Source organism: Proteus sp. MB838 (genome assembly GCF_054767435.1).
This window is the reverse complement of record NZ_BAABMO010000033.1, coordinates 1-25,864: the sequence shown is the minus strand read 5'-3', so window position 1 is coordinate 25,864 and position 25,864 is coordinate 1. Positions and strand designations below refer to the sequence as shown.

General features: G+C 38.5%; 21 protein-coding genes and 1 tRNA gene. 10 read left to right on the top strand and 12 right to left on the bottom strand.

All coding sequences use genetic code 11. The features are described from left to right. Positions 1–40 precede the first annotated feature (40 nt). A complete protein-coding gene (locus ACYUCW_RS13885) occupies positions 41–595 on the top strand; it encodes a lipoprotein (protein WP_063215634.1) in 555 nt (184 codons plus the stop codon). 237 nt (positions 596–832) lie between these two features. Here ACYUCW_RS13885 and ACYUCW_RS13880 read toward each other — a convergent pair whose 3' ends face one another. The 4 genes from ACYUCW_RS13880 to ghrA form a co-directional block, all read right to left on the bottom strand. After that, positions 833–1,390 carry a TorD/DmsD family molecular chaperone gene (locus tag ACYUCW_RS13880; protein WP_004247971.1) on the bottom strand — a complete coding sequence of 186 codons (558 nt, stop codon included), beginning with the start codon at positions 1,388–1,390 and terminating at the stop codon, positions 833–835. A gap of 223 nt (positions 1,391–1,613) precedes the next feature. Beyond that, entirely contained in the window at positions 1,614–2,222 is a 609-nt protein-coding gene (locus tag ACYUCW_RS13875) for a 2OG-Fe(II) oxygenase (RefSeq protein WP_036918240.1), read from the bottom strand. Positions 2,223–2,466: 244 nt separating this feature from the next. Beyond that, positions 2,467–5,328, bottom strand: a complete 2,862-nt coding sequence (locus tag ACYUCW_RS13870; RefSeq protein WP_036918238.1) for a hypothetical protein — start codon at positions 5,326–5,328, stop codon at positions 2,467–2,469. Between the two features lie 190 nt (positions 5,329–5,518). Further along, the gene (gene ghrA / locus ACYUCW_RS13865) at positions 5,519–6,460 is read right to left on the bottom strand and encodes a glyoxylate/hydroxypyruvate reductase GhrA (protein WP_036971640.1); all 942 of its coding nucleotides are present in this window, start codon (positions 6,458–6,460) and stop codon (positions 5,519–5,521) included. Between the two features lie 303 nt (positions 6,461–6,763). On the opposite strand from ghrA, the gene ACYUCW_RS13860 reads away from it, so the two are divergent. Together ACYUCW_RS13860 and dauA are read left to right on the top strand one after the other, a co-directional pair. After that, positions 6,764–6,851 (top strand) — tRNA-Ser (locus ACYUCW_RS13860). Positions 6,852–7,422: 571 nt separating this feature from the next. After that, on the top strand, positions 7,423–9,123 hold the full coding sequence (gene dauA, locus ACYUCW_RS13855) for a C4-dicarboxylic acid transporter DauA (protein ID WP_004242694.1): 1,701 nt from the start codon (positions 7,423–7,425) through the stop codon (positions 9,121–9,123). 167 nt (positions 9,124–9,290) lie between these two features. On the opposite strand, the gene ACYUCW_RS13850 is transcribed toward dauA, so the two are convergent. The 7 genes from ACYUCW_RS13850 to hemA all read right to left on the bottom strand — a co-directional run bounded on the left by ACYUCW_RS13850 (position 9,291) and on the right by hemA (position 15,511). Then, positions 9,291–9,569: a type II toxin-antitoxin system TacA family antitoxin gene (locus tag ACYUCW_RS13850; protein ID WP_004242693.1), complete on the bottom strand. Its 279-nt coding sequence runs from the start codon at positions 9,567–9,569 to the stop codon at positions 9,291–9,293. Positions 9,570–9,647: 78 nt separating this feature from the next. Continuing rightward, entirely contained in the window at positions 9,648–10,577 is a 930-nt protein-coding gene (gene mnmL, locus ACYUCW_RS13845) for a tRNA modification radical SAM protein MnmL/YtqA (RefSeq protein WP_017628160.1), read from the bottom strand. Between the two features lie 7 nt (positions 10,578–10,584). Beyond that, positions 10,585–11,439 carry a 3-deoxy-8-phosphooctulonate synthase gene (gene kdsA / locus ACYUCW_RS13840; protein ID WP_004242689.1) on the bottom strand — a complete coding sequence of 285 codons (855 nt, stop codon included), beginning with the start codon at positions 11,437–11,439 and terminating at the stop codon, positions 10,585–10,587. A gap of 57 nt (positions 11,440–11,496) precedes the next feature. After that, positions 11,497–12,312: an invasion regulator SirB1 gene (gene sirB1, locus ACYUCW_RS13835; RefSeq protein WP_004242688.1), complete on the bottom strand. Its 816-nt coding sequence runs from the start codon at positions 12,310–12,312 to the stop codon at positions 11,497–11,499. Further along, on the bottom strand, positions 12,290–13,138 hold the full coding sequence (prmC, locus tag ACYUCW_RS13830) for a peptide chain release factor N(5)-glutamine methyltransferase (RefSeq protein WP_004247962.1): 849 nt from the start codon (positions 13,136–13,138) through the stop codon (positions 12,290–12,292). Before prmC ends, sirB1 begins: the two co-directional genes overlap by 23 nt. Then, positions 13,138–14,220 (bottom strand): peptide chain release factor 1, encoded by a 1,083-nt coding sequence (gene prfA, locus ACYUCW_RS13825; RefSeq protein WP_004242680.1) that lies wholly within the window; start codon positions 14,218–14,220, stop codon positions 13,138–13,140. The genes prmC and prfA overlap by 1 nt, the downstream gene beginning before the upstream one ends. A 28-nt stretch (positions 14,221–14,248) precedes the next feature. Then, on the bottom strand, positions 14,249–15,511 hold the full coding sequence (gene hemA, locus ACYUCW_RS13820; RefSeq protein WP_004242677.1) for a glutamyl-tRNA reductase: 1,263 nt from the start codon (positions 15,509–15,511) through the stop codon (positions 14,249–14,251). 239 nt (positions 15,512–15,750) lie between these two features. On the opposite strand from hemA, the gene lolB reads away from it, so the two are divergent. The 3 genes from lolB to prs all read left to right on the top strand — a co-directional run bounded on the left by lolB (position 15,751) and on the right by prs (position 18,297). Then, on the top strand, positions 15,751–16,389 hold the full coding sequence (gene lolB / locus ACYUCW_RS13815) for a lipoprotein insertase outer membrane protein LolB (RefSeq protein WP_004242669.1): 639 nt from the start codon (positions 15,751–15,753) through the stop codon (positions 16,387–16,389). Then, positions 16,386–17,261, top strand: a complete 876-nt coding sequence (ispE, locus tag ACYUCW_RS13810) for a 4-(cytidine 5'-diphospho)-2-C-methyl-D-erythritol kinase (RefSeq protein ID WP_004247961.1) — start codon at positions 16,386–16,388, stop codon at positions 17,259–17,261. The genes lolB and ispE overlap by 4 nt, the downstream gene beginning before the upstream one ends. An 88-nt stretch (positions 17,262–17,349) precedes the next feature. Beyond that, positions 17,350–18,297: a ribose-phosphate diphosphokinase gene (prs, locus tag ACYUCW_RS13805; protein ID WP_004242665.1), complete on the top strand. Its 948-nt coding sequence runs from the start codon at positions 17,350–17,352 to the stop codon at positions 18,295–18,297. Positions 18,298–18,534: 237 nt separating this feature from the next. On the opposite strand, the gene ychH is transcribed toward prs, so the two are convergent. Further along, positions 18,535–18,813: a stress-induced protein YchH gene (gene ychH / locus ACYUCW_RS13800; protein WP_004242663.1), complete on the bottom strand. Its 279-nt coding sequence runs from the start codon at positions 18,811–18,813 to the stop codon at positions 18,535–18,537. A gap of 344 nt (positions 18,814–19,157) precedes the next feature. On the opposite strand from ychH, the gene pth reads away from it, so the two are divergent. From pth to ACYUCW_RS13780, 4 genes are all read left to right on the top strand, one after another. Further along, entirely contained in the window at positions 19,158–19,742 is a 585-nt protein-coding gene (gene pth / locus ACYUCW_RS13795; RefSeq protein ID WP_004242660.1) for an aminoacyl-tRNA hydrolase, read from the top strand. A 191-nt stretch (positions 19,743–19,933) separates the two neighbouring features. After that, complete coding sequence (gene ychF, locus ACYUCW_RS13790; protein ID WP_004242658.1) at positions 19,934–21,025, top strand: redox-regulated ATPase YchF; 1,092 nt, start codon at positions 19,934–19,936, stop codon at positions 21,023–21,025. A 515-nt stretch (positions 21,026–21,540) separates the two neighbouring features. After that, positions 21,541–21,972, top strand: coding sequence for a DcrB-related protein (locus ACYUCW_RS13785; protein WP_017628162.1), 432 nt, complete (start codon positions 21,541–21,543; stop codon positions 21,970–21,972). Next, positions 21,924–25,864, top strand: a 3,941-nt coding sequence (locus tag ACYUCW_RS13780; protein WP_460408809.1) for an RHS repeat-associated core domain-containing protein, incomplete at its 3' end; no start/stop codon positions are given. The genes ACYUCW_RS13785 and ACYUCW_RS13780, both read left to right, overlap by 49 nt.

The following is a 25,864-nucleotide window of genomic DNA, read 5'->3' as shown; positions in this document are numbered from 1 at the left end:
GATCAGGTACACTTAGCGTGTTTACCATCAAGGAGTGTGTATGAAAGCTATTTTTTTGACTGCTTTATTTGTATTAACTAGTTTAGTGACTGGCTGTGATCAAATCAGACAATTTGATGTCAGTGAAAAAGTAATTAATGACTATCTGAGTCAAAAATCGGGATTACAAAAACACATTGGGGAAGACGGTGTTGTTTCTGCCGATATCACATTAAGTGATTTAGCGATCAAAATTGGTCGTACTGAGCCTGGAAAAGTGAGCTTTTCTGGTAGTGCTTCTCTTAAAATTGATTCTTTGTTTGGCAAAACTGGCGCGAATGTGAATTTAACTTTATCAGGCCAGCCCTTTTATCAAGCAGAGCTTGGGGCGATATATATCAAGTCAATGAAAATTGATAGCTATAAAGTGTCTCCTGAAAAAATGGAGCCAGTTGTAATGGCATTAAAACCTTACTTAGATACGACTATTGCGACTTATTTTGATAATCAGCCTGTTTATGTGCTCAACCCTGAAAAAAATAGTGCAGAAGCGGCTGCCTTTAAATTAGCAAAAGGGATTGAAGTTAAACCGGGTAAGTTTGTGATCCAACTTTAATCACAAAATGGTTAATTAAATATTTTTATCGTAATAAGGGCATTGGTTTTTATAAATATAAATAATTATAATATATATTGAATATTAATCATGATGATGATTCATAGGATTAATACTGATATGAATTAATTATTTTCTAGCCATAACATGCGCAATAAGCGGAACGGCACCCAAATAAGATAGCTATTCTAGGGTGCCGTTCAAAACATCAACATTTTTATTATAGGATTTGATTATTTATTTTTCGTCTTCTTCATCTGATAATTCTTCTCGTAATGCAGAAAGTGCCCCACGCGTAATTGCTGCTAAAGTACGATAAAAATTTGTTTTAGCATGCGCTTCAACCTTACCTAAAAAAGTTCCCGCCCAAGGTAATAGATAGTTATCAAATAGCTGTGTTTGTGCTAATACTTCATCTTGTGCGGCATTATCTTCAAGCCAAGAAGCGGCAAGTAACAACGCACCAAAGCTATCTGTCGCTGATCCGGTGACAGGCATACCTCGAGTGACTAAGAATTGACGAATATCTTGCTCTTTTATATCACCGTAATCATGTGCATAAAGAGATACTGCGGGTATTGGGTCAGCAAAAAGCGATTGGTAGTCAGCTTCTACTGCCGCTAAATCAGCTACGCTACTTTTTAACGTTTTGAATAGTTCATCTTGCTCTAATGGCCATAATTGGCTTAGTTTATCTTCCGCTATCATGGTTATGATCGGTGCTAAAATAGCATCACTCGGTGCACGTTGAAATAATGTACCTAATAGACGGCAGACAATCGAAAATTCATTCATTCTATTTTTACCCCATAAAGTTTGGTTTTATTGTCCTGTTAACCACCAGAAAATCAACAATTTTCTTTATTCTCTTTTCACTCTATTCCATTAATTACACATTATTTTCAGTCATTAATAACAGAAAAAGCGCGCTCTTATCATTAAGCTATATAGCCTAATATAAGAAACGCGCCTAATCCCATGTTATTTCTATTACGACAATAACACTTTATTGCATCATTTAGCTGGCGATATCGAGAAAATTATCTCTGACACCATTAACTCGAAACCACCCTGCAATACTGATCCTTTCTTTATGAGTAGGTAATACTTCATGTGGAAATTGTTCTGAAAGAAAAACCACTAAACGACCACCTTGAGGGGCGACTGTCGCTAATTGATTATCATCCAGATCATAGATAACTAGCTCTCCACCATCTTGTTGTGTCCATTCATCATTAAGATATAACACTGTCGTTAAACGTCTTGTGACATTTTCTTTAAATGCATCAAGATGTTTTTTATAGAAAGCACCTTTTTCATAACAAGCGAAATGCGCTTCATATTCAAACAGCCCTAAAAAGAACTCACGATTAACTGCTCGTTGAATGCTTTCCATTTGCATAAGATAATGTTGAACTGGCTCTCCCATTTGCGGCTCTAACCAACGAATTTTATCACTGCGTATCGTGGTTTCTGCTAATAGGTTTTCATGACGTCCTATACGTGCTTGTTGTGCATCATTACCAAAACAAGCACGCAATTGTTTAACCGCCTCAGGTGTAAGGAAATCATCCCATACACACCAACCTTTATCTGCAATTTGTTCAAGAAGACTTGCTATATTCATTAGTCATATTGTCTGATTAACAGGGGAAACTATCTTATAGCACCATATTAGGCCAAATGACAATCTAATAAACTTATCCTTTCGATTACATGAATTTATTAGAACTAAACTCTATAAAAAAGAAAAACACATTGAAATATAAGATATTATTCCATAGAGGGCTACTATAAAAAACTAAAAAGCATTGAATAATAATATATTGCGTTATACATCACCCCAAACAAAGATAAGAAAAATAAATGGTTTACTGAAAATAATAATTGGTAGTTATTTTATCCAATTGCTTTTCATATTCATCATATAAAAAATTAATTTCACCTTTAACTTGATGATGCATAATAGACTTTTTGCTTTCTAATCGTAAAAAAGCAAGAGGAAATGATTTTGCTTTATCAGCGAGTTCACTTATAGACATCACATCTATTGAATTAAGCTGATATACAATATTATTTAACTCTTGTTTCGCATTATTATAGAAATTATCTAATTTATCTTTTATATCATTAACTGTTAGATTTTCATCGGTTTTCACCTCATTGATAAGCTCTTCCAGTTGAGTTTCAAGCACTGTATAACGCGCTCTCCCCTCACTATTTAGCTGATATTTAGAAATAAAATATGGCGTAAATTTTTCATTCATATTATTTTTTTGCTGTGAAGAAAGTATTTTTTTCTTTTCTGTTAAATCAGCTAAGAATTGTTGTACTCTGTTATTATTGTGTACTAGATCTATTGAGTTATCTATTACATCACTCTTGAGAGAAAGATCATTCTCCATCAATTGTGGATTTAGTTTGTTTTTTAATTTCTTATTTGCATCCAACTGCAAATAAACATGATCAAGTTTATTTATACTTCTTTTAACATCGTATTGAACGGGGTATTTATCAAATAGCTTATTTATTTTAAGTACTCTTTTATAAAGTCCTTTTAAATTATTTTTATGTGCTTCAAATTCTTTTTTGTCTTGTTTTATTTTGCCATCATAAATTCTATGTTTAAATAGTGAATTAACTCTTTTTTCTAACATGACTTCAAAATTTTTCAATGATGTCAATGGATACCAGTGAATATTATGCGATGCTTTTGTCGCTGAAGGTGTAAATTTTAAATCTCGGTATAATTCAAAACTTCCACTAAAATACTCAACATCAACATTTTTTTCCAACTGTTTTGCTTTGGTCTCTCCATGACCAATAAATTTATTTATATTGTGAATGACATTTATTATTTTTAAAGAGAGATTAGCACCAACCGCATTTCTCGGTAAATTTAATTCTATATTTTCATTAGCAGAAACTCCCACATCAAAACTAGCTTCACTTCTAAGTTCAACACCTAATGACGCGTTTTGTGTTCTATTAAATTCCAGCGTTGCATTATCCTTAAGTTCACTCTCTGTAAGAGATACCCCTTGATTAATAAATTCGACTAAATCTTTTGGTTGAATTTTAAATGAAAAATTAGATTTTTTTTCATAATGATAATCGAGTATCACACTGGCCATTAACGGTGTAACAAAACCATAATCAATCGGCCCTTCTCTCCATTTTTGATCATAGCTAAAAACCCCAGCAGATAAGCCCGTAGCAATCCCCGCATCCATTTTATTTACAAATGAGAATACAACTTCATCTTGCTTATTTTTTGAGATTGTCAGAGCATGTGTTTTTGCATAATTAGCTAAAAGAAATGCATTTACATCAATGCTTTTAGGTAAATTAAATGCACTAATGCCAAAGAATGCACGGATATCATTATATTGGCTAATTGTAATACTCTCTTTATCATTTAATTGTTCTACTAAAGAATAAACAACCTCACCTTGAGATTTACCATTGTTAATTCCAGTAATATATTTATTAAGCAGATGATAATCATGTTTAATCGCTTTTTTTACATCATTTAGAGCATCTGTTTTAATTGTTCTCGGTAATGTAGCAGAATTAACTATAGCTTTTATAGTAGAAAACATCCCTCTAAAACCAGGATCAAGACTTTTCGCGATATCTTTTACCATTGCACCATATTTTTTTAATGCATATTGTTGTTTTGCTCTATCAAAGTGAACCCTTGCATTATCAATAGCCGACGAAAAAAAGGGAATATTTTTAGCACTAAAATTACCTATTTTTTGAGTAGAAAATGGCTGTCCTGAGTGATAGTTTTTATAGTTATTTTCTCCAACCATTGAATAAAAAGATAACGGTGGCTCTTGAGTTAAACGAGTGATTTCATAATGATAATCTTTTAATGCAAAAATATGCAGAGGATCAAAGTAATATATTTTTATTTTATTACCTTTATCAACCACAAGTTGGATTTTATTTAACACCGGTTTTATCGCTAATATTTTATCTTTTGATTTTAATGGCAATTTTATTTCATTTTTTTTACTCTTACCATCTACGTCATCCTCTTTAGGCATTAGCGTTGGTGGTAAGCCATATGTAAAAAGTTTATTATCTTGTAAATTTATAGTAATAGGCATCCCTTCTCTATTTATTTTTAATACATTTCCTTCTTCTTTCTCTATAATATTATTAATATTAGATAAATCATGTTTTAAACTATCTTCTATTTCATATTTTTCATATTCAATAATAAAATTAATATTAGTATTATCGGTGGCGTCATCGCTTAAATTATATTCACCTTCAATCTTTTTAAACTTTATTTTATAAAGTTCATTATTATTTCCTGAACTATCTCTCTTACTCCCAATTAAAAACCCATTATAATCGACATATAGTTCTTTAAATTTTATATCATCACCATGTTGAGAGTTGATATGAAATACATTATATTTAAAACCTCCATTAAAGTACTTTTGAATTAATCCGGTAAATAAATCATATGTTTTCCCTTTTATTAACATTAAGGTTCCATCATCATCAAGGGTAATTCCCATATTATTAAGTAGTGGACTATTTGTTGATCCAAGATAAACATAATTATTTACATTATTTAAGCTAAACTGTTTAATATTTGTATTATATACAGCAGGGGTATTAGACACATCGGAAATATAATTTGTTGATTTATAATTATTAAAAACACCAACCTCTGTTAACTTATTAACATATGTCATTATTTTATCAATCATAAACACCTCAACATTTCAAGCAGATGAGGTATCATCGATAAGACATATTATAAGAGATATCTTTTATAGCCTATTTTTTATTATATTATCTAAAATTTAGAAAAAGTTCTTTTTTTGAAAGTTTAGGAAAAAAAATAGACAATAAAATAAAATTTATTGTCTATTTATATATATATTATATCTATATTATTTAATAGCCACTTTTCATATCCACAACACCAAAAGGTGTTTCGCCCTTTTCAATACGTTGAATATTTTCAACAATTGTATCCATTGCAATATCTGGAATAGTAAAAGCAGCAATATGCGGTGTAATAGAGATACGAGGATGAGTCCAAAACGGATGCATACCCGGTAATGGCTCTTGGCTAAATACATCTAAAGAGGCATCAGCAATATAACCTTGATCGATAGCTTCTAGCAGATCTTGATCAACAAGATGTGCTCCCCTTGCCAAATTAATTAAATAAGAAGAAGGTTTAAGCTGTTCAAAAAGCGAGAAATTTAAAATACCATGAGTTTGTGGTGTATAAGGTAATAGATTGATTAACAACTGACACTCTTTAACAAAATCGCTCAGTTGAGCGTTACCATAAAAACTCTCTACCTGATTAATTTGCTTTTTACTACGACTCCAGCAACGCACGTTAAAACCAAGTTCAGCAAGCTTAGTCGCTACACTTGCGCCTAATGCACCTGCACCCAAAACACCAATAACAAAATTATCATAAGTATGTGCGGGGAGTTGTTTCCATAAGCGTTGTGATTGTTGACGTTTATAATCATCCATACGGCGAAAATAATACATCACTTTAGCAATGGCATACTCTTGCATTTGCAAACCCATACCCGTGTCTTCTAAGCGCATTACCGGAACCCCAGCGGGTAATGTGCCTGGTTTTTGTTGCTCTTGCTTTAAAATGGCATCAACACCCGCACCAAGGGCAAAAATACCTTTTAATTGGTTACGGCTTGCTAACATTTCATAGGGAGGAAGCCAGACCATTGCATAATCAGCAGGCTTATCATCACCATGCTCCCAAACACGAATATGCGCGTCAGGAAGTCGTGCTTTCATTCCACTTATCCATGTATTTGCATCAAAAAAAGGATGATAAAAAATAATATTCATTTTTGCCTTCCTCCAGCATTTTTACCATAGGGTGCGAGGGTTATGCTTTTATTTCAAGTCTGTTTGAAAAAGTTGTTAAGAAAAATGTTGATAATGTTAACCAGCTAACGAAATTTAGCTAAAAAATGGATGTTACATCTCAAAAGAGATCACATTATTTGCTTAAGCCTTGTTCATATTGTTTTTTATTTGACTGGTTGGCACAAAAGTTAAGGAAAAAACGCATTTAGCTGTTGACGCTTATCACTCTTTTCCCTATAGTAGCGCCCCGTTGAGCATGAATGCCATGTTTAACCACAATACGGTGAGATGTCCGAGAGGCTGAAGGAGCACGCCTGGAAAGTGTGTATACGGCAACGTATCGAGGGTTCGAATCCCTCTCTCACCGCCATCTTCTAAGAAAGCGCCTAGTTAAAAAACTAGGCGTTTTTTTGTCTTGCTGTCCTTAATCTATACAGCATCTATACAGCGACAAAGTTCTGCTTGCTACCAGTACTAAAATTGTAATAATAAATTTATTGTGATTGTTTTTATATACGTTGCTATTAACTGATTCTAGATACTTAATTAATCTATTTAATAAAAATGCTCTTTTTCATATACATTAATTAGCTTTATTTATAGAATTGTTTTTTCCTTTATTTTATAAAATACTTTTTAGCTATTTTTATACATTACTATTTTTAATGACAATTATTCTAAAATAAAACGCTTTATATAATTTATAGAATAACGTCAAACTTCTTTTTCATGAAAGTAACAGAATAAATACAATACGTTACATAACGTTATCTCTTTTGCTTAAGTTTTTCAATTAATTGCTTTAATTTTCGCTAAGTATTAAGATAGTGTTTAATAATTTGATATATCACATTATTATTAGCAAATAAAAGCGATATCCTTTCTGCTCTTTTTTATCGCCTTTATTCGGCATTTGACTTCTTATTTTGGTTTAAGCCTAAATGAAAACGCATAAAGTTAACCGGGTTCGCCCCTTTAGTGCATTTATTGATGCATGTGTAAAAGAGCCTTACTCTTTTGCCCGTTTATTAAAAGATATTATTGCAGGGATCACCGTCGGCATTATCGCAATACCACTGGCAATGGCATTGGCTATTGGTAGCGGTGTTCCCCCGCAATACGGTCTTTATACCGCAGCTATTGCCGGTATTATTATCGCTGTAACAGGTGGCTCTCGCTACAGTGTTTCAGGGCCTACTGCCGCCTTTGTGGTGATACTTTATCCTGTTTCACAACAATTTGGTTTAAGTGGGCTATTAATTGCCACTTTGATGTCTGGGATTATTTTAGTGGTTATGGGGTTAGCTCGTTTTGGTAAGCTCATTGAATATATTCCCGTTTCTGTCACATTAGGATTTACTTCGGGGATTGCCATCACTATCGCCACCATGCAGATCAAAGATTTCTTTGGCTTAGAAATGTCGCATGTCCCAGAAACCTATATTGATAAAGTAATTGCTCTAGGTGCCGCTCTACCGACAATCCATCTTGGAGATACATTAATAGGTGCAACCACTCTCTTAGTATTAATTTATTGGCCTAAATTGAATTTACGCCTTCCCGGCCATTTACCAGCATTAATTGCCGGTACGGCTGTTATGGGGATAGTTAATTTATTTGGCCATGATGTTGCCACCATTGGTTCACAATTTAGCTATCTATTGCCTGATGGTTCAACAGGACAAGGTATTCCGCCGATCCTGCCACAATTTGTGCTACCGTGGAATTTACCCAGTAGTGGTGAGTCTATTGCATTAAATTGGAGCACGGTCAGTGCGTTATTACCCGCCGCTTTTTCAATGGCAATGTTAGGTGCGATTGAATCACTCCTCTGTGCTGTGGTGCTTGATGGTATGACGGGGAAAAAACATCACTCTAATGGTGAGTTAGTCGGTCAAGGTATTGGTAATATTGTAGCACCTTTCTTTGGTGGGATCACCGCAACTGCGGCTATTGCCCGCTCAGCGGCAAACGTACGTGCCGGTGCAACGTCCCCTGTATCTGCGATTGTGCACTCTTTATTAGTTTTAGTAACTTTACTGGTTTTAGCGCCTTTTCTCTCTTATTTACCATTAGCAGCAATGTCTGCATTGTTATTAATTGTTGCATGGAATATGAGTGAAGCTCGTAAAGTTATCGATCTTATTCGTCATGCACCAAAAGACGATATTATCGTTTTAGTATTATGTTTATCGCTTACCGTGCTGTTTGATATGGTTATTGCGATCACTATCGGCATTGTATTAGCCTCTTTATTATTTATGCGTCGTATTGCTAATATGACTAAAATAACAGAATCAACTTATACTGATGATGATAAACAATTATTAGTTGTGCGTGTTAATGGTCCGCTATTCTTTGCTGCCGCCGAGCGTATTTTTAATGAATTACGTGAACGTAGTAAAGGATATAAAACTCTTATTATGCAGTGGGATGCTGTACCTGTATTAGATGCTGGGGGATTACATGCTTTCCAACACTTTGTGGCGGATGTGCAACATGATACTCATATTATTGTTTGTGATATTCCCTTCCAGCCATTAAAGACATTAGCAAGAGCACGAGTAACGCCAATTGATGGCACACTTAATTTTTATCCTTCGCTACAAAAAGCGCTGGATGATATGGAATTAATTCAGTAGTTTTTTAATTATTAATTATAAAAATCTTTAAGCCCTTAATTTACACTATTTAATTAAGGGCTTAATTATTAAGTTATTATTTATATTTTATTTGCCATTGAAAGTGCAGATAAATGGTTTTAAAGGAAATTAATAAAGAAAGAGGGGATTTAATCAATTTGGTATTGTCATGCATTGACCGGTAGAGCAAAAGCCGCTGCAAGTAGTTTAGCATTAGGCTTTGGTGGATTATCTAAAAGTTCCATAACACGTAATGTGTCTTTTCCTGATAATTTTAAACGCTCATTATTTTCAATAACTTGCCGAGCTACAGGTACAATGTTACGAAGTACAAACTCTGTTAAGTTTGTATTTTCCAAACTAGCAGCACGAACCAGCAGTGATTTATCTTCTGTAGTGATACGAATTGACACTCGTTCACTGTTTTCTACTAGTGCTTGAGCCATAGCAACCTCCTTTGTACAGCTTCAAAGCTGTACAGTATGATTAAAAAAGTTACAAGTGATTTTATGTTGAGTGGATAATTATTTACAATTAGCCACAAAAGGGTTATTTATCCCACTACCTTGTACGCCTTTTTCTAATAAGTATTGATAGAGTGCATTCATACCCAACCAGTGATTTTCACACCATTCAGGGGCTAATAAAGTAGGTTTTCTGGCACTGGCACAAACACGATGATAAATAACTTCTGCAGGAGTATGACGGATTATTTCACCAGCAGTATAAACATATTGTTGTTGTGTTAATGCACGAATACGCCCTGCTTTCCATGCTTTGGCTATCGTACTCCCCTCAACTATGTGTAAAGGGTGTAATTTTAGTCCATCAACACCGGTTTCTACTACCTGCTCTAAGGTTTGCATATTTAACTGATGATCTTCACGAGGTAAACCGATAATAAGATGCGTACACACTTTTAAACCTCGTCGACGCGCTTCTTTTGTGGTTGCTTGATAACATTGAAAATCATGACCACGATTAATATGCTTTAATGTCTTATTATGTGCAGTTTGTAATCCTAACTCTAACCATACTTCATAACCTTGTTCGCAATAGCCTTGCAGTAGATCTAACACACTGACGGGCACACAATCAGGGCGTGTTCCCACACATAATCCAACCATATTGGCTTGTAATAATGCACTTTCATACATTTTTCGTAGATGTTCTACTTCTGCATAGGTACTAGTATAGGCTTGAAAATAAGCTAAATAACGGCGAGCACGGGTAATATGCTTAGCTTGGTAGGCGATTTGCTCTTCAATAGAGTGATATTGCGTTTGCTCATCAGCAAAAGAAGAGACATTGCAAAATGTACACCCTCCTCGTCCTAATGTGCCATCTCGATTAGGACAACTAAAACCACCATGAAGGGTTATTTTGTGGATTTTTTCATGATAACGGCGCTGGAGATCAGCGCCGAACATATTCACTACAGTGTGTAGTTGCATAACAATTTTATTTACTGGTATCTAACTCAGGGAAGCTTTTTACCAGAGAGTCAATCGCTTTAATTTGAGCTAAGAAAGGTTCTAATTTAGCTAATGGTAAAGCTGATGGGCCATCACAGCGGGCATGATCAGGATCGGGATGAGCTTCAAGAAATAACCCTGCCAGACCCACTGCCATACCTGCACGCGCTAACTCAGCGACTTGTCCACGACGACCACCAGAAGCCGCACCGAATGGATCACGGCATTGTAGTGAGTGGGTAACATCAAAAATCACTGGAGCCCCTTCTGAGGCTTGCATCATGACATGAAAACCTAGCATATCGACCACTAAATTATCGTAACCAAAATTACTACCACGGTCACATAAAATCACTTGGTCGTTACCGCCTTCTTTAAATTTCTCGACGATATTTCCCATTTGACCAGGGCTAACAAACTGTGGCTTTTTCACGTTAATTACCGCACCGGTTTTGGCCATTGCCTCAACCAAATCGGTTTGACGCGCTAAGAATGCCGGTAGCTGAATAACATCAACGACTTCAGATACAGGCTGAGCTTGTGAAGGTTCATGAACATCCGTGATAATTTTTACCCCAAAAGTCTCTTTTAGCTCTTGGAAAATTTTCATTCCTTCATCAAGACCCGGTCCACGATAAGAGTGGATAGATGAGCGGTTTGCTTTATCAAAAGAGGCCTTAAATACATAAGGAATATCTAATTTTTGAGTAACCGTGACGTAATGCTCACAAATACGCATGGCTAAATCGCGCGATTCCAATACATTCATGCCACCAAAGAGCACAAAGGGTAAATTATTTGCTACCTTGATATCACCAATACTCACCACTTTATGTTGCATATCTATTCCTATCTTATTTTGCCATGTACCGTTATATACCCAGTACGGGATTAAATTTTAATGTAAAACAACAGGATGCTGTTCTATTGAATGAATTTGAATTTTAATCATCTCTGAAATGGGATCTTCCGGACACTGTTCAACAAAGTAGTTAAGGTCAGACAATGCCACATGATTACACTCTAATTGAGCATAAATCAGCCCACGATCACGTATTTCATAGGGATCTTCTGGATCAAACAATAATACCGTTTCACTGGTCTTAAGTGCCTGCTCCATCTTCTTTTCTTCCATTAAAGAGACTTTGAGTGTATCTAATAACTTGCGAATAATAGAACTGTGTTCTGACTCTTCTAGATCGGATGCTGATAGCTCAGATGTACTGCCTACATTACCTTTTAGCCAAACGTCTAAAGTATGACGAGAAAGATATTCACCATTAATGGGATTTAAGAAAAGTGGTTTTTCATCCGGAATATCTATTCTGATAATTAACTGTGTAGGAAAAATAACTGGCGCTAACGGTAAATTTATTGCCTGTGCAATATAAATTAAAATGGAACCTAATGACACAGGTGAACCAATATGAGTGGCCAATACTTTATCTAACCATAACGTATCAGAAAGACAATATTTGCCACTTGCACCACTGAAATGCCATTGTTTATAAAATAGCTTCAGCAGTGCATCAATTCTCTCTTGTATACTGGCTTGGTGGGGAATTTCCGCTTCTGCTTGCTCCACCAGCTGTGCCAATTGATAGCCAACTGAAGTGACCGGAAAATCTGGGCGAATTGCCTGAGAGATAAGGATCATACCCTTAACCAAAGGGGCTTTGTTAAATTCGTAATCAGCTATGGTTTCTATCATCATTCCAACGACCTACTGTCACTCGCTCATTACCGCCGTAATCACGGAAAGTTTCCACGCAGCAGTAACCCTTATCAATAAAAATATTACGTACTCTTTCACCTTGCTGCCAACCATGCTCTATTAATACCCAACCGTTATTAGCTAAAAACTGACGGGCATTTGTAATAATAAGCTCAATATCAGCAAAACCATGATCTGCCGCGACCAATGCGGTTAATGGCTCAAAGCGAACGTCTCCTTGAGAAAGATGTTCATCTTCTTCATCAATATAAGGAGGATTGCTGATTATCATATCAAATTGATAACCAGAGAGTGAACTAAACCAGCAACTTTCCATAAATTCTACGTTGCTAAGTGCCAAATGTTGTGCATTTTCTGTCGCTAATGCTACCGCTTCTGGTTGAAAATCAACACCAAGGACACGACAGTCAGAACGTTCCGAAGCTATCGCTAAAGCAATAGCCCCTGTCCCCGTACCTAAATCTAAAATTCGACTTGCTTGTGCAGAGAGTTTCTCTAATGCTTTTTCAACTAGACATTCGGTATCAGGCCGAGGGATAAGTGTTGCAGGAGAGACTTTTAAAGGTAGTGACCAAAATTCTCTCTCTCCTACTAAATAAGCGATAGGCTCGCCCTTTATACGTCGAGCAAGGAGGGATGACAATTGCACTAGCTCATCTTCTAAAAGTACAGTTTCACTAAAAGCAATCAAATAAGTACGAGCACGTTTTGTTACGTGCCCTAATAGAATTTCTGCGTCCCGCTTTGGGCTGTCACTATCAATTAATTGCAAGGCTGCTTGATGCAGCCATTGTTTATAATTCATTAATCTTGCTCAGATAAAGCGGATAGCTGATCGGCTTGATATTCAGTGACAATAGGTTGAATAAGTGCATCTAGTTTACCTTCCATCACCTCATCTAACCGGTAAAGCGTAAGGTTTATGCGATGATCCGTCACGCGACCTTGTGGGAAATTATAAGTTCTAATACGATCAGAACGATCTCCTGAACCTAATAAGTTACGGCGTTCAGATGCTTCGGCTTCTTGACGTTTTTGTACTTCGGCAGCACGAATACGCGCACCTAATACTGACATTGCTTTCGCTTTGTTTTTATGTTGAGAACGCTCATCCTGACACTCTACCACAATGCCTGTCGGGATATGCGTAATACGGATGGCCGAATCCGTGGTATTTACGTGCTGACCACCCGCCCCTGATGAGCGAAAAGTATCAATACGTAAATCACTTGGGCTAATTTCAGGTAATTCCGCTTCTGGCACTTCAGGCAATACCGCAACTGTACAAGCAGAAGTATGAATGCGTCCTTGAGATTCTGTTTCAGGCACGCGTTGTACACGATGTCCGCCTGATTCAAATTTCAGTACCCCATAAGCACCATCACCAATCACTTTGGCAATGATCTCTTTATAACCGCCATGTTCGCCTTCGTTTGCATTCATCACTTCAATACGCCAACGACGTGCTTCGGCATAACGGCTATACATACGGAATAGGTCACCGGCGAAAAGTGCGGCTTCATCACCACCCGTTCCGGCACGAATTTCAAGGAAACAGTTGAACTCATCATCAGGATCTTTAGGTAATAACAGTACTTGAAGTTGCTGTTCTAGCTCCTCATTGACGCTTTGTGCTTCTTTTAGCTCTTCTTGAGCCATCTCTTTCATTTCAGGATCATCAAGCATCATTTCTGCCGCTTCCATATCATCTTGCACTTTTCGCCATTGACGATAACAAGATGTGACATCCGTTAATTGAGCATACTCTTTTGAAAGCGCACGAAAACGCTCCTGAGAGGCAATAACATCAGCTTCTGCTAGAAGTGCTTGAATTTCTTCATAACGCTCTTGTAGAGCTTCCAACTTAGCGACAATAGAAGGCTTCATTCGTAGATTAAGATCCTGTTAGATAAAGTTAATTATGGGTAATACCCAAACTTTCACGTAAGAGATTCAGGCGTTCAATATCACCATCACTGGCAGCCTGTTGAAGAGATTTGGTTGGTGTATGAATAAGGCGATTCATCAACTGATGAGAAAGCTGTTGGATCACTTTTTCTGCATCAGCGCCATTTTGTATCAATGCAATCGCTTTTTCTGCCATTTCTGCACGTAACATTTCTGCACTATCGCGATATTCTCTAATCGCCCCGACAGCACCTTGAGCACGTAACCAATCCATAAATTGGCCACTCTCTTGTTGCACGATATGTTCAGCTTCAATGGCTGCGGCTTGGCGCTGTTCACGGTTATGCTGAATGATAGCTTCTAAATCATCAACACTATAAAGATAAACGTTACTCAGTTTTTCAATATCTTGTTCAATATCACGAGGCACAGCAATATCAACAAGTAGCATTGGTTGATTACGACGTTTCTTTAACGCCCTTTCTACCATGCCTTTGCCAATAATAGGCAACGGACTTGCTGTTGAACTGATCACAATATCCGCTTGAGAAAGTGACTCATCAATATCAGATAAAGTGATAACCTCAGCGTCAACTTCATTCGCTAAACGTTGCGCTCGCTCTTTGGTGCGATTAGCAATAATGATTTTTTTGACTTGATGTTCACGTAAATGACGCGCCACTAATTCAATCGTTTCACCCGCACCGACCAATAAGATAGTCAATGATGATAATGACTCAAAGATTTGGCGCGCTAAAGTACAGGCAGCAAAAGCGACAGAAACAGCATTAGCACCAATTTGGGTCTCTGTTCTCACTCTTTTCGCAACTGAAAAGGATTTCTGAAACAGACGTTCCAGCTCTGAAGAGAGCGAGTGATAATTTTGAGAATCGGCAAACGCTTTTTTGACTTGCCCTAAAATTTGCGGTTCACCTAATACCAAAGAATCTAAACCACTAGCAACGCGCATCAGGTGGCTCACTGCTTGATTATCTTGATGCCAATAAACACTATTTTTAAGCTCATGAGGCTCAATTTGGTGATACTGACATAACCAACTGATCAGTTGTTCATGGCTATTTTCTTTATCTTCTAGACTCAGATAAAGCTCAGTACGGTTACAAGTAGACAGCACTACACCACCTCTTACAGCAGGTTGCTGTAACAAGTTATTTAAGGCGTCACCCATGGTATCAGGAGAAAAAGAGACTTTCTCACGTAACGCTACGGGGGCTGTTTTGTGATTAATACCTAATGCTAATAACGTCATATCTTATAATTGAGTTATGAATAAATACCGACTCGCGACTTGACTTAGTATAAACCTAAAACAGCGCATTTAGTATGGACTCTTCATTGCCGCCATTCTACTTGATGAACTCTTTCAATAAAAGTGCTTACTTGTATGATAGGCAAATTCAATCGACTATTTAACGAAATATCGTTATATCTTCGCGTTTATGATACGCTTTTTTGCAACAAAGAACGAATGTAAGGAATATCTCAGCTATGCGCTCACGCATTTTTCCAACCAAATCACTTTTGCGTCTCCTTCCGCTAGCTGCGCTGCTACTAAGTGCATGTAATTTAAATAATATACAAACACAAGGTTCAGCGTCAGATAACGATGTTCAATGGCAATCGCGTCAACAAGCATTAAATAAGATTTCACAATATGAGACACGTGGCGCCTTCGCTTACATTGAAGGCACCTATAAAACTTACGCACGTTTCTATTGGCAAGATAAAGATACCGATCGCTATCGCTTACTTTTAACCAATCCATTGGGGACGACAGAGCTAGACTTAAATGTGATGCCTGGTGTGATTGAAGTGACTGATAATGGTGGTAAAAAGTATTATAGTGACAATCCAACTGAAATGATTTATCAGCTCACCGGTATGGTGATCCCTTTAAAAAATTTACGCGCTTGGTTAATTGGTTTACCGGGTGATGCCACGGATTTTGAACTCGATGCAAATCATCTTTTAAAATCAGTTACATGGCCAACCCCAGAAGGTGATTGGGTGGTAACCTACCAATCCTATGACACCGCAATAACACCGAACTTGCCACAGCGCCTTGAATTAAAACAAGGTGAACGCACGATAAAATTAAAAATGGATAACTGGGATATACAGCAATGACACTAAGTTGGCCCTCTCCTGCCAAATTAAATCTTTTTCTCTACATTACCGGGAAACGCCCCGATGGTTACCATAATCTACAAACCTTATTTCAATTTTTAGATTATGGCGATACGCTAACTTTTACGCCCCGTAATGATACGCAGTTAACCATCTTAACCCCCGTTGAAGGGGTTGCAGATGAAGATAATCTGATTATTAAAGCAGCCAAATTATTACGTCAATACTGTCATCAGCACCATATTCCCCTACGCTATCAAGGGGCAGATATTAGTATTGATAAAAAACTGCCCATGGGAGGAGGTTTAGGGGGAGGCTCTTCCAATGCTGCGACAACACTCATAGCCCTTAATTACCATTGGCAAGCAGGCCTAAGCGATGAAACATTAGCCACACTCGGCGTGACGTTAGGCGCAGATGTGCCGGTATTTGTTAAAGGGCATGCCGCTTTTGCTGAGGGTGTTGGTGAAATATTAACCCCGGCATCACCCAAAGAGTGTTGGTATTTAGTTGCTCACCCCGGAATTTCTATCCCAACCCCGACAATCTTCACAGATCCAGAATTAAAACGTAATTCGCCTATTCGCTCTCTGGGCGCATTATTACAGGCTCCGTTTGCAAATGACTGTGAAATGATCGCAAGAAAACGTTTTCGTGAGGTTGAATATCTGCTTTCGTGGCTGTTAGAATATGCACCGTCACGCTTAACTGGGACAGGTGCTTGTGTATTCGGTGAGTTTGAATCGCAAGAGGCCGCTAGTGAAGTGTTAATTAACGCCCCTGAGTGGGTGCACGGATTTGTGGCGCAAGGCGTTAACATTTCCCCTGTGCATTTATTCCGCTCAAGGATACCTGTGTTATTGCACCCGTAACTATGATGTTTACAAACCCTATGTTGATAAACACGTTCTTTACAGGTCAACAATATCTCTCTCTGGACGCAAGCCTGAGGTTTTTCTCGTGCCCGATATGAAGCTTTTTGCTGGTAACGCAACCCCGGAACTGGCTCAACGTGTTGCCAATCGACTCTATACTAGCTTAGGAGACGCTGCTGTAGGTCGTTTTAGCGACGGTGAAGTCAGTGTGCAAATCAACGAAAACGTACGTGGTGGTGATGTTTTTATCATTCAATCAACCTGCGCACCAACTAATGATAACTTAATGGAATTAGTGGTCATGGTTGATGCATTACGTCGAGCTTCCGCTGGTCGTATCACTGCTGTTATTCCTTACTTCGGCTATGCCCGTCAGGATCGCCGTGTTCGTTCAGCCCGTGTTCCTATCACGGCTAAAGTTGTTGCGGATTTCTTATCTAGTGTAGGCGTAGACCGTGTTTTAACCTGCGACTTACATGCAGAACAAATCCAAGGGTTCTTTGATGTACCGGTTGACAATGTCTTCGGCAGCCCGATCCTTTTAGAAGATATGCTTCAAAAAGAATTGGACAACCCTATTGTTGTTTCTCCAGATATTGGCGGTGTTGTTCGCGCTCGAGCTATCGCTAAACTTCTGAATGATACTGATATGGCAATTATTGATAAACGTCGCCCTCGTGCTAACGTTTCTCAAGTTATGCATATTATCGGTGACGTTGCTAATCGCGACTGTATCCTTGTTGACGATATGATCGATACAGGTGGTACATTATGTAAAGCAGCAGAAGCGCTGAAAGAACGTGGTGCTAAACGTGTATTTGCTTACGCGACTCACCCTATTTTCTCTGGTAATGCTGTTGAGAACATCAGAAGCTCTGTTATTGATGAAGTGGTTGTCTGCGATACAATTCCATTGTCAGCAGAAATCAAAGCATTAAATAAAGTCCGCTCATTGACCTTGTCTGGTATGTTGGCTGAAGCCATTCGTCGTATCAGTAATGAAGAGTCAATTTCTGCGATGTTCGAACATTAATTTGTCGATTTAATATCGTACTTTGAGATAATTAAACCCGCTATAGCCTATGTTATAGCGGGTTTTTTGTTATCTTTTTAAGATAAAATATTTAAACAATAAAAAACCCGCGCTCACTTTATCAGCGGGTCTTTAGATATGTATTATCTGCATATTAACGACAATGAGTTACTTATTATCTATTCTTACTCTATTATGAATTATGATTTTATCTATATTTTATTGATGCCCACACTGTTATGGATAACGATGATTATCATGGCGACGATAACGTTCGTCATGATTACGCAACCACCAATATCTTTCTGCAACGGTTTCTCTACCACCAATACGAGCCCCTGCTAACCAAACAAGTGCACCAATAAAGATCCCCATTAGCGAAGCATCAGATAAAATATCAGGTAGCCCTAATGGAAAAATATGGCTAAGAAGATTATAACCAAGACTACCGAGCATAAGCACCATACCGATAGCCATCAATAAATTGCCAACGGCAAAAGCATGTTTATATTTCATGTTGCACCTCCAAGCGCGTCGTCAGACGATTCAACACCAAAATACATCGAATAACCTTTTATTCATTGTAGTTATTATAGCCATAAAGACTAAAAAGGTATTGTCGCAGTGATCACATGCTCTGAAAATTATTGACAATTCTTTGCAAAAAATGTGTTTTATTGCTTTTGTAAATCATTTATCGGTGCTAATACGCCTGTTTCGCTCTTTTTGCCCTATAAATAATAAGTATTCTCTCCTAGAAAGATTTCAACAAAATAATCATGACAATCTATTTTGTGCTTCTTGACAGAGAAAGGTAAACTAGATGCTTTCTTTTAAGACGATAACAGTGAAAGGCAATTGTGAGTAAAATTAAACTTATCGTCGGGTTAGCCAACCCCGGTGCTGATTATGCCCAGACTCGCCATAATGCGGGTGCTTGGTATGTTGATTTATTGGCTCAACGTCATCAACAATCTCTAAAAGAAGAGAGCAAATTCTTCGGCTATACCGCTCGTATTAATTTAAATGGTAATGATGTTCGTTTATTAGTCCCTACCACTTTTATGAATTTAAGTGGTAAAGCGGTATTAGCGATGGCAAATTTTTATCGTATTCAACCCGATGAAATATTGGTTGCACATGATGAACTGGATTTACCACCGGGTGTGGTAAAAATGAAATTGGGTGGCGGTAATGGTGGCCATAACGGACTAAAAGATATTCAGAGTAAATTTAGCAATAACCCCAATTTTTATCGATTACGTATTGGGATTGGTCATCCCGGTGATAAAAACAAAGTGGTCGGTTTTGTGTTAGGTAAACCACCAACAAGTGAGCAAAAACTTATTGATGATGCAATTGATGAAGCCCTTGCTTGTACAGATATTCTGATGCGTGATGGTTACGAAAAAGCCATTAATCGTTTACATAGCTTTAAAGCTTAACCCCTATCAATAAAGCTATTGGTGTATCAAATAAGTTAACTGGGCAATGCCATGCCCTTTTCTTTTGCGCAATTAATCCCTGATGATTTAATCAAACAGGGATTTGTTCTATAATAGCGCCAATTTTTTTAACAGCACACAACAGGAGCTCCCCCTTTCCTGTTGTTTTTTATGTGACAAGGTGAACGTTTATGGGATTTAAATGTGGTATCGTCGGTCTGCCTAACGTAGGGAAATCTACACTGTTTAATGCCTTAACTAAGGCAGGTATTGAGGCAGCCAACTTCCCATTCTGTACTATTGAGCCAAATACAGGTGTTGTACCCATGCCTGATCCTCGCTTAGATAAGTTAGCAGAAATTGTAAAACCACAACGAGTGTTACCCACAACAATGGAGTTTGTTGATATTGCAGGTTTGGTTAAAGGCGCATCTAAAGGTGAAGGCTTAGGTAACCAATTCCTTACCAATATCCGCGAAACTGAAGCTATCGGCCATGTCGTGCGTTGTTTTGAAAATGACAATATTGTGCATGTGGCGGGTAAAGTCGATCCTGCTGAAGATATTGAAACAATTAATACCGAATTAGCGCTTTCTGATTTAGATACCTGTGAACGAGCAATGCATCGTAATCAGAAAAAAGCCAAAGGTGGTGATAAAGTTGCTAAAGCAGAGATGGAAGTTTTAGAGAAATGTTTACCGCACTTAGAAAAAGCCGGTATGTTGCGTGCATTAGATTTAAGTGATGAAGAAAAAGCGATTATCCGTTATTTAAGCTTTTTAACCCTGAAACCAACCATGTATATTGCCAACGTCAATGAAGATGGTTTCGAAAATAATCCTTATCTTGATACGGTACGTAAAATCGCTGAAGCCGAAGGCTCTGTTGTTGTTCCTGTTTGTGCTGCTATCGAAGCAGATATTGCAGAGCTAGACGATGAAGAGCGCGAAGAGTTTATGCAAGATTTAGGCATCGAAGAGCCGGGCTTAAACCGTGTTATCCGTGCAGGTTATGCGTTACTCGATTTACAAACTTACTTTACCGCTGGTGTAAAAGAAGTCCGTGCTTGGACAATCCCTGTAGGTGCAACTGCCCCACAAGCTGCAGGTAAGATCCATACTGACTTTGAAAAAGGTTTTATCCGCGCCCAAACCATCTCATATAATGACTTTATCACTTATGGTGGTGAACAAGGTGCGAAAGAAGCCGGTAAAATGCGTGCGGAAGGTAAAGATTATATCGTGCAAGATGGCGATGTGATGAACTTCTTGTTTAATGTGTAATAAATAGCTTTATCATTATTTAGTATTATTCGGTTTTCTTCACGTTTAAATACTAACAAAAGCAGCATAAACTCTACGAGACTTATCGAAAGTTTATGCTGTTTTATTTTATAATAAATAACTTTAATATAATTGAATATCTAATTTATACATTAAATTTGCATTCCACTCATTTAATGTGTTTTTACTTAAAAATAAAATAGATTATATATTGATAATCAAAAAATAATAAAATGCGTATATTTCAATAAAAACAATTTATTACATTTTAATCCTTATAATTTCCCATTAAATAGTTTCATTGCAATCCTTAATTAATATAATTTTAATCTTCTCATTTGTGACACAACCCTTCTTTTTAAATTATTTTCTATGATAGAAGAAAAAATGAATTTTCCTTATTTTAATTTAACGTTATATTGATTTAACTAAGATCTTAACTTATTACATACTACTTCGTATTATTCTCAATAATGGCATTATTTACAATGAGAAGGTTATTAAAAGGAATTTAAATGAATAATGAATCGCGTTGTGTTTTTTCTGAAGGCAGTGTGCTATTACCTGATGGCTACAAAGAACAAACTATCAATATTCTGATTTCACCTACTGGTCATGCGGTCAATATCTCACGAGATGATAAAGCAAAAGACCTATCCTTTGAAGAGTATATTCTTAATCAAAAAGCACTGTTACAACGTTCATTAAAAGAGTGGCAACTCTTAGAAGAAAAACCCTCCATGCTGGGGCAAGATCTGATCCAAGGATATTTAATCAGCTCTCGCTATCGCCCCAACAAAAAACAACAAGTTTATCAAATACAGGCCGTTTATCCCCTTACTGATACTCAAGTTCTTATATTTACCATGTCCTCCCCACACGCTTTTAATGATACACAATGGACATGGATGAACACCTTGCTATCGAGTTTTCAACCAAGGGGATAATCACTATGTTAGAGGCGGCAAGGGTTGGAGATATTATCGGTCACTCAAAATCCATGTGGGGGATGCTCGTTGGTACTATATTAGGCGCTGCTATCGCCATCGGTGGCGCCATGATTTCTGGTGTATTAATGGGTGCGGGTATTGCTGCAAGCTGCATTGGTATTGGCGTGCTTGCCATTGGTGCTTCCATCGCCGTCGGTTACGGAACTACCCTATTAGCCGACTGGGTTCGGGATAAATGTGTTGAAACAGGTTCAAAATCTTTAAGCCCCTGTGGGGAAATCCTTGACGGCTCCAAAAATGTTCGTATTAACGGCAAGCCTGCCGCAATGTCCACCCGTAGCAACGTCAAATGTGATAAAGAAAACAGTGAACGCCAAATCGCTCAAGGCTCCGGTAGTGTCTATATCAACGGTTTTCCAGCCTCTCGGGTCGGTGATAAAACCACCTGTGACGCCACTATTATGGAAGGCTCCCCTAATGTCCGGATTGGTGGTGGTACACAAGCAACCGAAGATATTGAACCTGAAATTCCCTCTTGGGTTACCACCGCATCCGATCTCACGATGTTGTTTGCCGGTTTCCTAAGTTTTGGTTCAGCGGCAGCCAAAGGCCCCGGCGCAGTAGCGAAGTTGTGGAGCAAATTACCGGGTAGTGCCAAAATAAGTCGCTTTGCTTGTCGTTATGGCAAGATTTTTACTGGGCTTAGTCTCGCTATTCCGGCCATTGGCATCTTAACCCGCCCTGTTGAAGTGATTGGTGGACAAAAAATCCTCAATGACGAAGATGAATTGGATTTTAGCTATGAGGCGGAATTACCACTTTATTGGCAACGCAATTACTTAAGTAGCTATTGCTATGAGGGTGCACTCGGTCGAGGTTGGAGTTTCTTTTGGGAAAGCCAGCTAATTAAAAGCGAAGATGGCTTTGTTTGGCAAAATCTATCCGGTGATATCCTTCCATTTCCTGACATTCCACTCGGACACCGTAACTTTAACGAAGCTGCTCAAGGCTGGATCATCCACCATGAGGATGACAGTTGGACGTTTCAAGATTCTGGTGAGCTACGCTATCATTATCCCCCTTTTGATGACAAAGGTTATAGTCGTTTAAGTCATATCGTTGATAATGTGGGAAACGAGCAGCGCTTCCATTACAACGAGCACCACCAACTGATCCATATTACGGGATGTGGTGATCTCAATATCGAGTGTGAATATCAATCTTTTCAACTTGCTGAAAAGACCGTATCGCGTCTTACTGCAGTCTATCAAGTAAACCCCCATCAGATACGCCGTCGTCTATGTGCTTATTTTTACAACGAAAGTGCCCAATTAATACGTGTTGAGCAACAGACAAATCACCCTTATCGCCAATTTGGGTGGACTGATGCCGGTGTTATGGCGTGGCATAGCGATAAATATGGCTTACGCAGTGAATACCGCTGGGCACTTTCAGAAGATAATCTTTGGCGAGTGATTGAAAACAAAACCAGCGAAGGCGAAAGCTATCGTCTTGAATATGATGATATCAACCTCACACGAACCGCTTATTGGCACGATGGTTCAACCTCATTTTGGCAACTTAATCATGATCACCAAATTATTCATTATATCGACCGTACAGGCATTAAAACGGCGCTAATTTGGGATGAGTTTGGATTACCTTGCGGTTGTCGCAATGCGTTGGGTCATACACATATTAGTGAATGGGACGCATTGGGCCGACTACTCAGCATAACGGATGGTAATGGTAACCAAACGCGTTGGCAATATCAGAATGAACGCGAGCGCCTTATCACTGTATTTTGGCCGGATAACACAGAGTCGCGTTTAGCGTATGACAGTTTTGGGCGACTGATTAAGGAAGTTTCTCCCCTTCATCAGATCACCGAATACCGCTATGACTTTAAAACCACATTGCGCCCCACTATACGCATTGATGCCAAGCAAGGACGCAGTGAGCTTCTCTGGAACAAACGTGGGCAATTACTGCGCCATACTGATTGCTCAGGCAAACAACATATTTGGTGTTATGATGATGAAGGCCGTGTTGTTTCTCAAACCAGCGCTTTACAGGAAGCCACCGAGTACCAGTACAATGAGGCGGGACACCTCACTCGCATCATATTGCCCGATAATTCTACCGTGCAACTGGCATGGAATGCAGCAGGATTACTTACTCATCATCAACGCAATGACAATACCCCGCGTCAATGGCAATACAACGCCTTTGGTCGTGTCACCACAGAAATTGATAAACTCGCTCGGCATATCTACTACCATTACAATGCACAAGGTGCATTAATTTCAATTGAAAATGCCAATGGCGGGCGTTATCTCCTCAATCGTGATGCCGAAGATCGGTTAGTCGAAGAAATACGTCCTGATGAGACGCTACTCCAATACACCTATAACGTCGCTGGACGACTGGTTGAAGAAGCTCACTTAGGCGACCGAGTCTTCACATCTGCACCACGCACAATATTACTCGACTATGATGCGGCGGGTAACCTTGTCAAACGTGAGACCTTAACTGATCGCTATCAATATCAATGGGATAGTATGAACCGCCTATTGGTCGCCAGCAAACAACCTAATCAACGTGGTCTTGAAATGGGTTTGCAAGCGAATCAAGTCCACTTTACCTACGATGCACTTGGCCGCATTATTCGTGAACAAACAGGCGACGATATCGTCGAATTTAATTATGATGAACTCAATAACCTAAGCCGTCTGACGTTACCTCAAGGTGACAGCCTCAACTGGCTCTATTATGGCTCTGGGCATGCCACGGCTATCAACCACCTTGTTGATAGTCGCTCTCAGTTAATTACTGAATTTGAACGTGACGACCTACACCGTGAAATCAGTCGAACTCAAGGAGAGCTCACCCAATATCGGCAATACGATAAACTGGGGCGAACCATTAGCACTTTCAGCTCGCGTGATAAGCAACATCCATTAAATGGTATTACTTTATGGCGTAAGTGGTTTTATGATCCCCAAGATAATCTTGGTGCCATGGAAGACACCTATCGAGGTTGGGTAGAATACCTGTATGACTCAGAGCAACGTTTAAAAAAAGTCGCCAGTAGTGAAAACCTTGATGCTATGCTGTTTTACGATCGCGCGGATAATCTACTCGAACGCCCACAATCCGAAATGGATGCTGAACACTCCCCTACTTTAGCGCTGAGTCCTCAAGGAGATAAATTACGTCAATTTCAAGGGTGGCACTATCAGTATGATGCCTATGGTAATGTTATTGCTCGCCGTTACCGTAACCAATCACCACAAACCTATGCTTATGATGGTGATAATCGTCTGGTTATCGCTCATAATCAAGGCATAAAAGCCCAATACCACTACGATGCTCTGGGCCGTCGTATTCACAAAACCGTTGAAAACCGAGAAAGTGGCCAAGTTAAACGACAAGAGACGCATTTTATTTGGCAAGGGCTACGGTTACTGCAAGAGCAGGATCTCAATACTGGTAAACACCAAACTTATTGCTACGAAGAGCACGGCAGTTATACCCCTCTTGCCATTATCGTGAAACAATCCAGTGGTTTTCATTATTACTGGCACCACTGCGATATTAACAGCGCCCCACTTGAAGTCACCAATGCACAAGGCAATACGCTATGGTCAGGGAAATATGAACGCTTTGGTTTTGTTCGCAATAGCCCATTAAGTTTCTACTCTGACCCTGAACGTGTGATGGCGTCCTTTGAGCAAAATCTACGCTATGCCGGACAATATTTTGACAATGAAACGGGGCTGCACTTTAATACCTTCCGATTCTACGACCCACAGATAGGCCGTTTTATCATGCCTGACCCAATTGGGTTATTGGGTGGGATTAATCTGTATCAATATGCGCCGAATCC

Coding starts and splice junctions, on each gene's coding strand:
- ACYUCW_RS13885 (WP_063215634.1), top strand. CDS start 41: ATGAAAGCTATTTTTTTGACTGCTTTATTTGTATTAACTAGTTTAGTG.
- ACYUCW_RS13880 (WP_004247971.1), bottom strand. CDS start 1,390: ATGAATGAATTTTCGATTGTCTGCCGTCTATTAGGTACATTATTTCAA.
- ACYUCW_RS13875 (WP_036918240.1), bottom strand. CDS start 2,222: ATGAATATAGCAAGTCTTCTTGAACAAATTGCAGATAAAGGTTGGTGT.
- ACYUCW_RS13870 (WP_036918238.1), bottom strand. CDS start 5,328: ATGATTGATAAAATAATGACATATGTTAATAAGTTAACAGAGGTTGGT.
- ghrA (WP_036971640.1), bottom strand. CDS start 6,460: ATGAATATTATTTTTTATCATCCTTTTTTTGATGCAAATACATGGATA.
- dauA (WP_004242694.1), top strand. CDS start 7,423: ATGAAAACGCATAAAGTTAACCGGGTTCGCCCCTTTAGTGCATTTATT.
- ACYUCW_RS13850 (WP_004242693.1), bottom strand. CDS start 9,569: ATGGCTCAAGCACTAGTAGAAAACAGTGAACGAGTGTCAATTCGTATC.
- mnmL (WP_017628160.1), bottom strand. CDS start 10,577: ATGCAACTACACACTGTAGTGAATATGTTCGGCGCTGATCTCCAGCGC.
- kdsA (WP_004242689.1), bottom strand. CDS start 11,439: ATGCAACATAAAGTGGTGAGTATTGGTGATATCAAGGTAGCAAATAAT.
- sirB1 (WP_004242688.1), bottom strand. CDS start 12,312: ATGATGATAGAAACCATAGCTGATTACGAATTTAACAAAGCCCCTTTG.
- prmC (WP_004247962.1), bottom strand. CDS start 13,138: ATGAATTATAAACAATGGCTGCATCAAGCAGCCTTGCAATTAATTGAT.
- prfA (WP_004242680.1), bottom strand. CDS start 14,220: ATGAAGCCTTCTATTGTCGCTAAGTTGGAAGCTCTACAAGAGCGTTAT.
- hemA (WP_004242677.1), bottom strand. CDS start 15,511: ATGACGTTATTAGCATTAGGTATTAATCACAAAACAGCCCCCGTAGCG.
- lolB (WP_004242669.1), top strand. CDS start 15,751: ATGCGCTCACGCATTTTTCCAACCAAATCACTTTTGCGTCTCCTTCCG.
- ispE (WP_004247961.1), top strand. CDS start 16,386: ATGACACTAAGTTGGCCCTCTCCTGCCAAATTAAATCTTTTTCTCTAC.
- ychH (WP_004242663.1), bottom strand. CDS start 18,813: ATGAAATATAAACATGCTTTTGCCGTTGGCAATTTATTGATGGCTATC.
- ychF (WP_004242658.1), top strand. CDS start 19,934: ATGGGATTTAAATGTGGTATCGTCGGTCTGCCTAACGTAGGGAAATCT.
- ACYUCW_RS13785 (WP_017628162.1), top strand. CDS start 21,541: ATGAATAATGAATCGCGTTGTGTTTTTTCTGAAGGCAGTGTGCTATTA.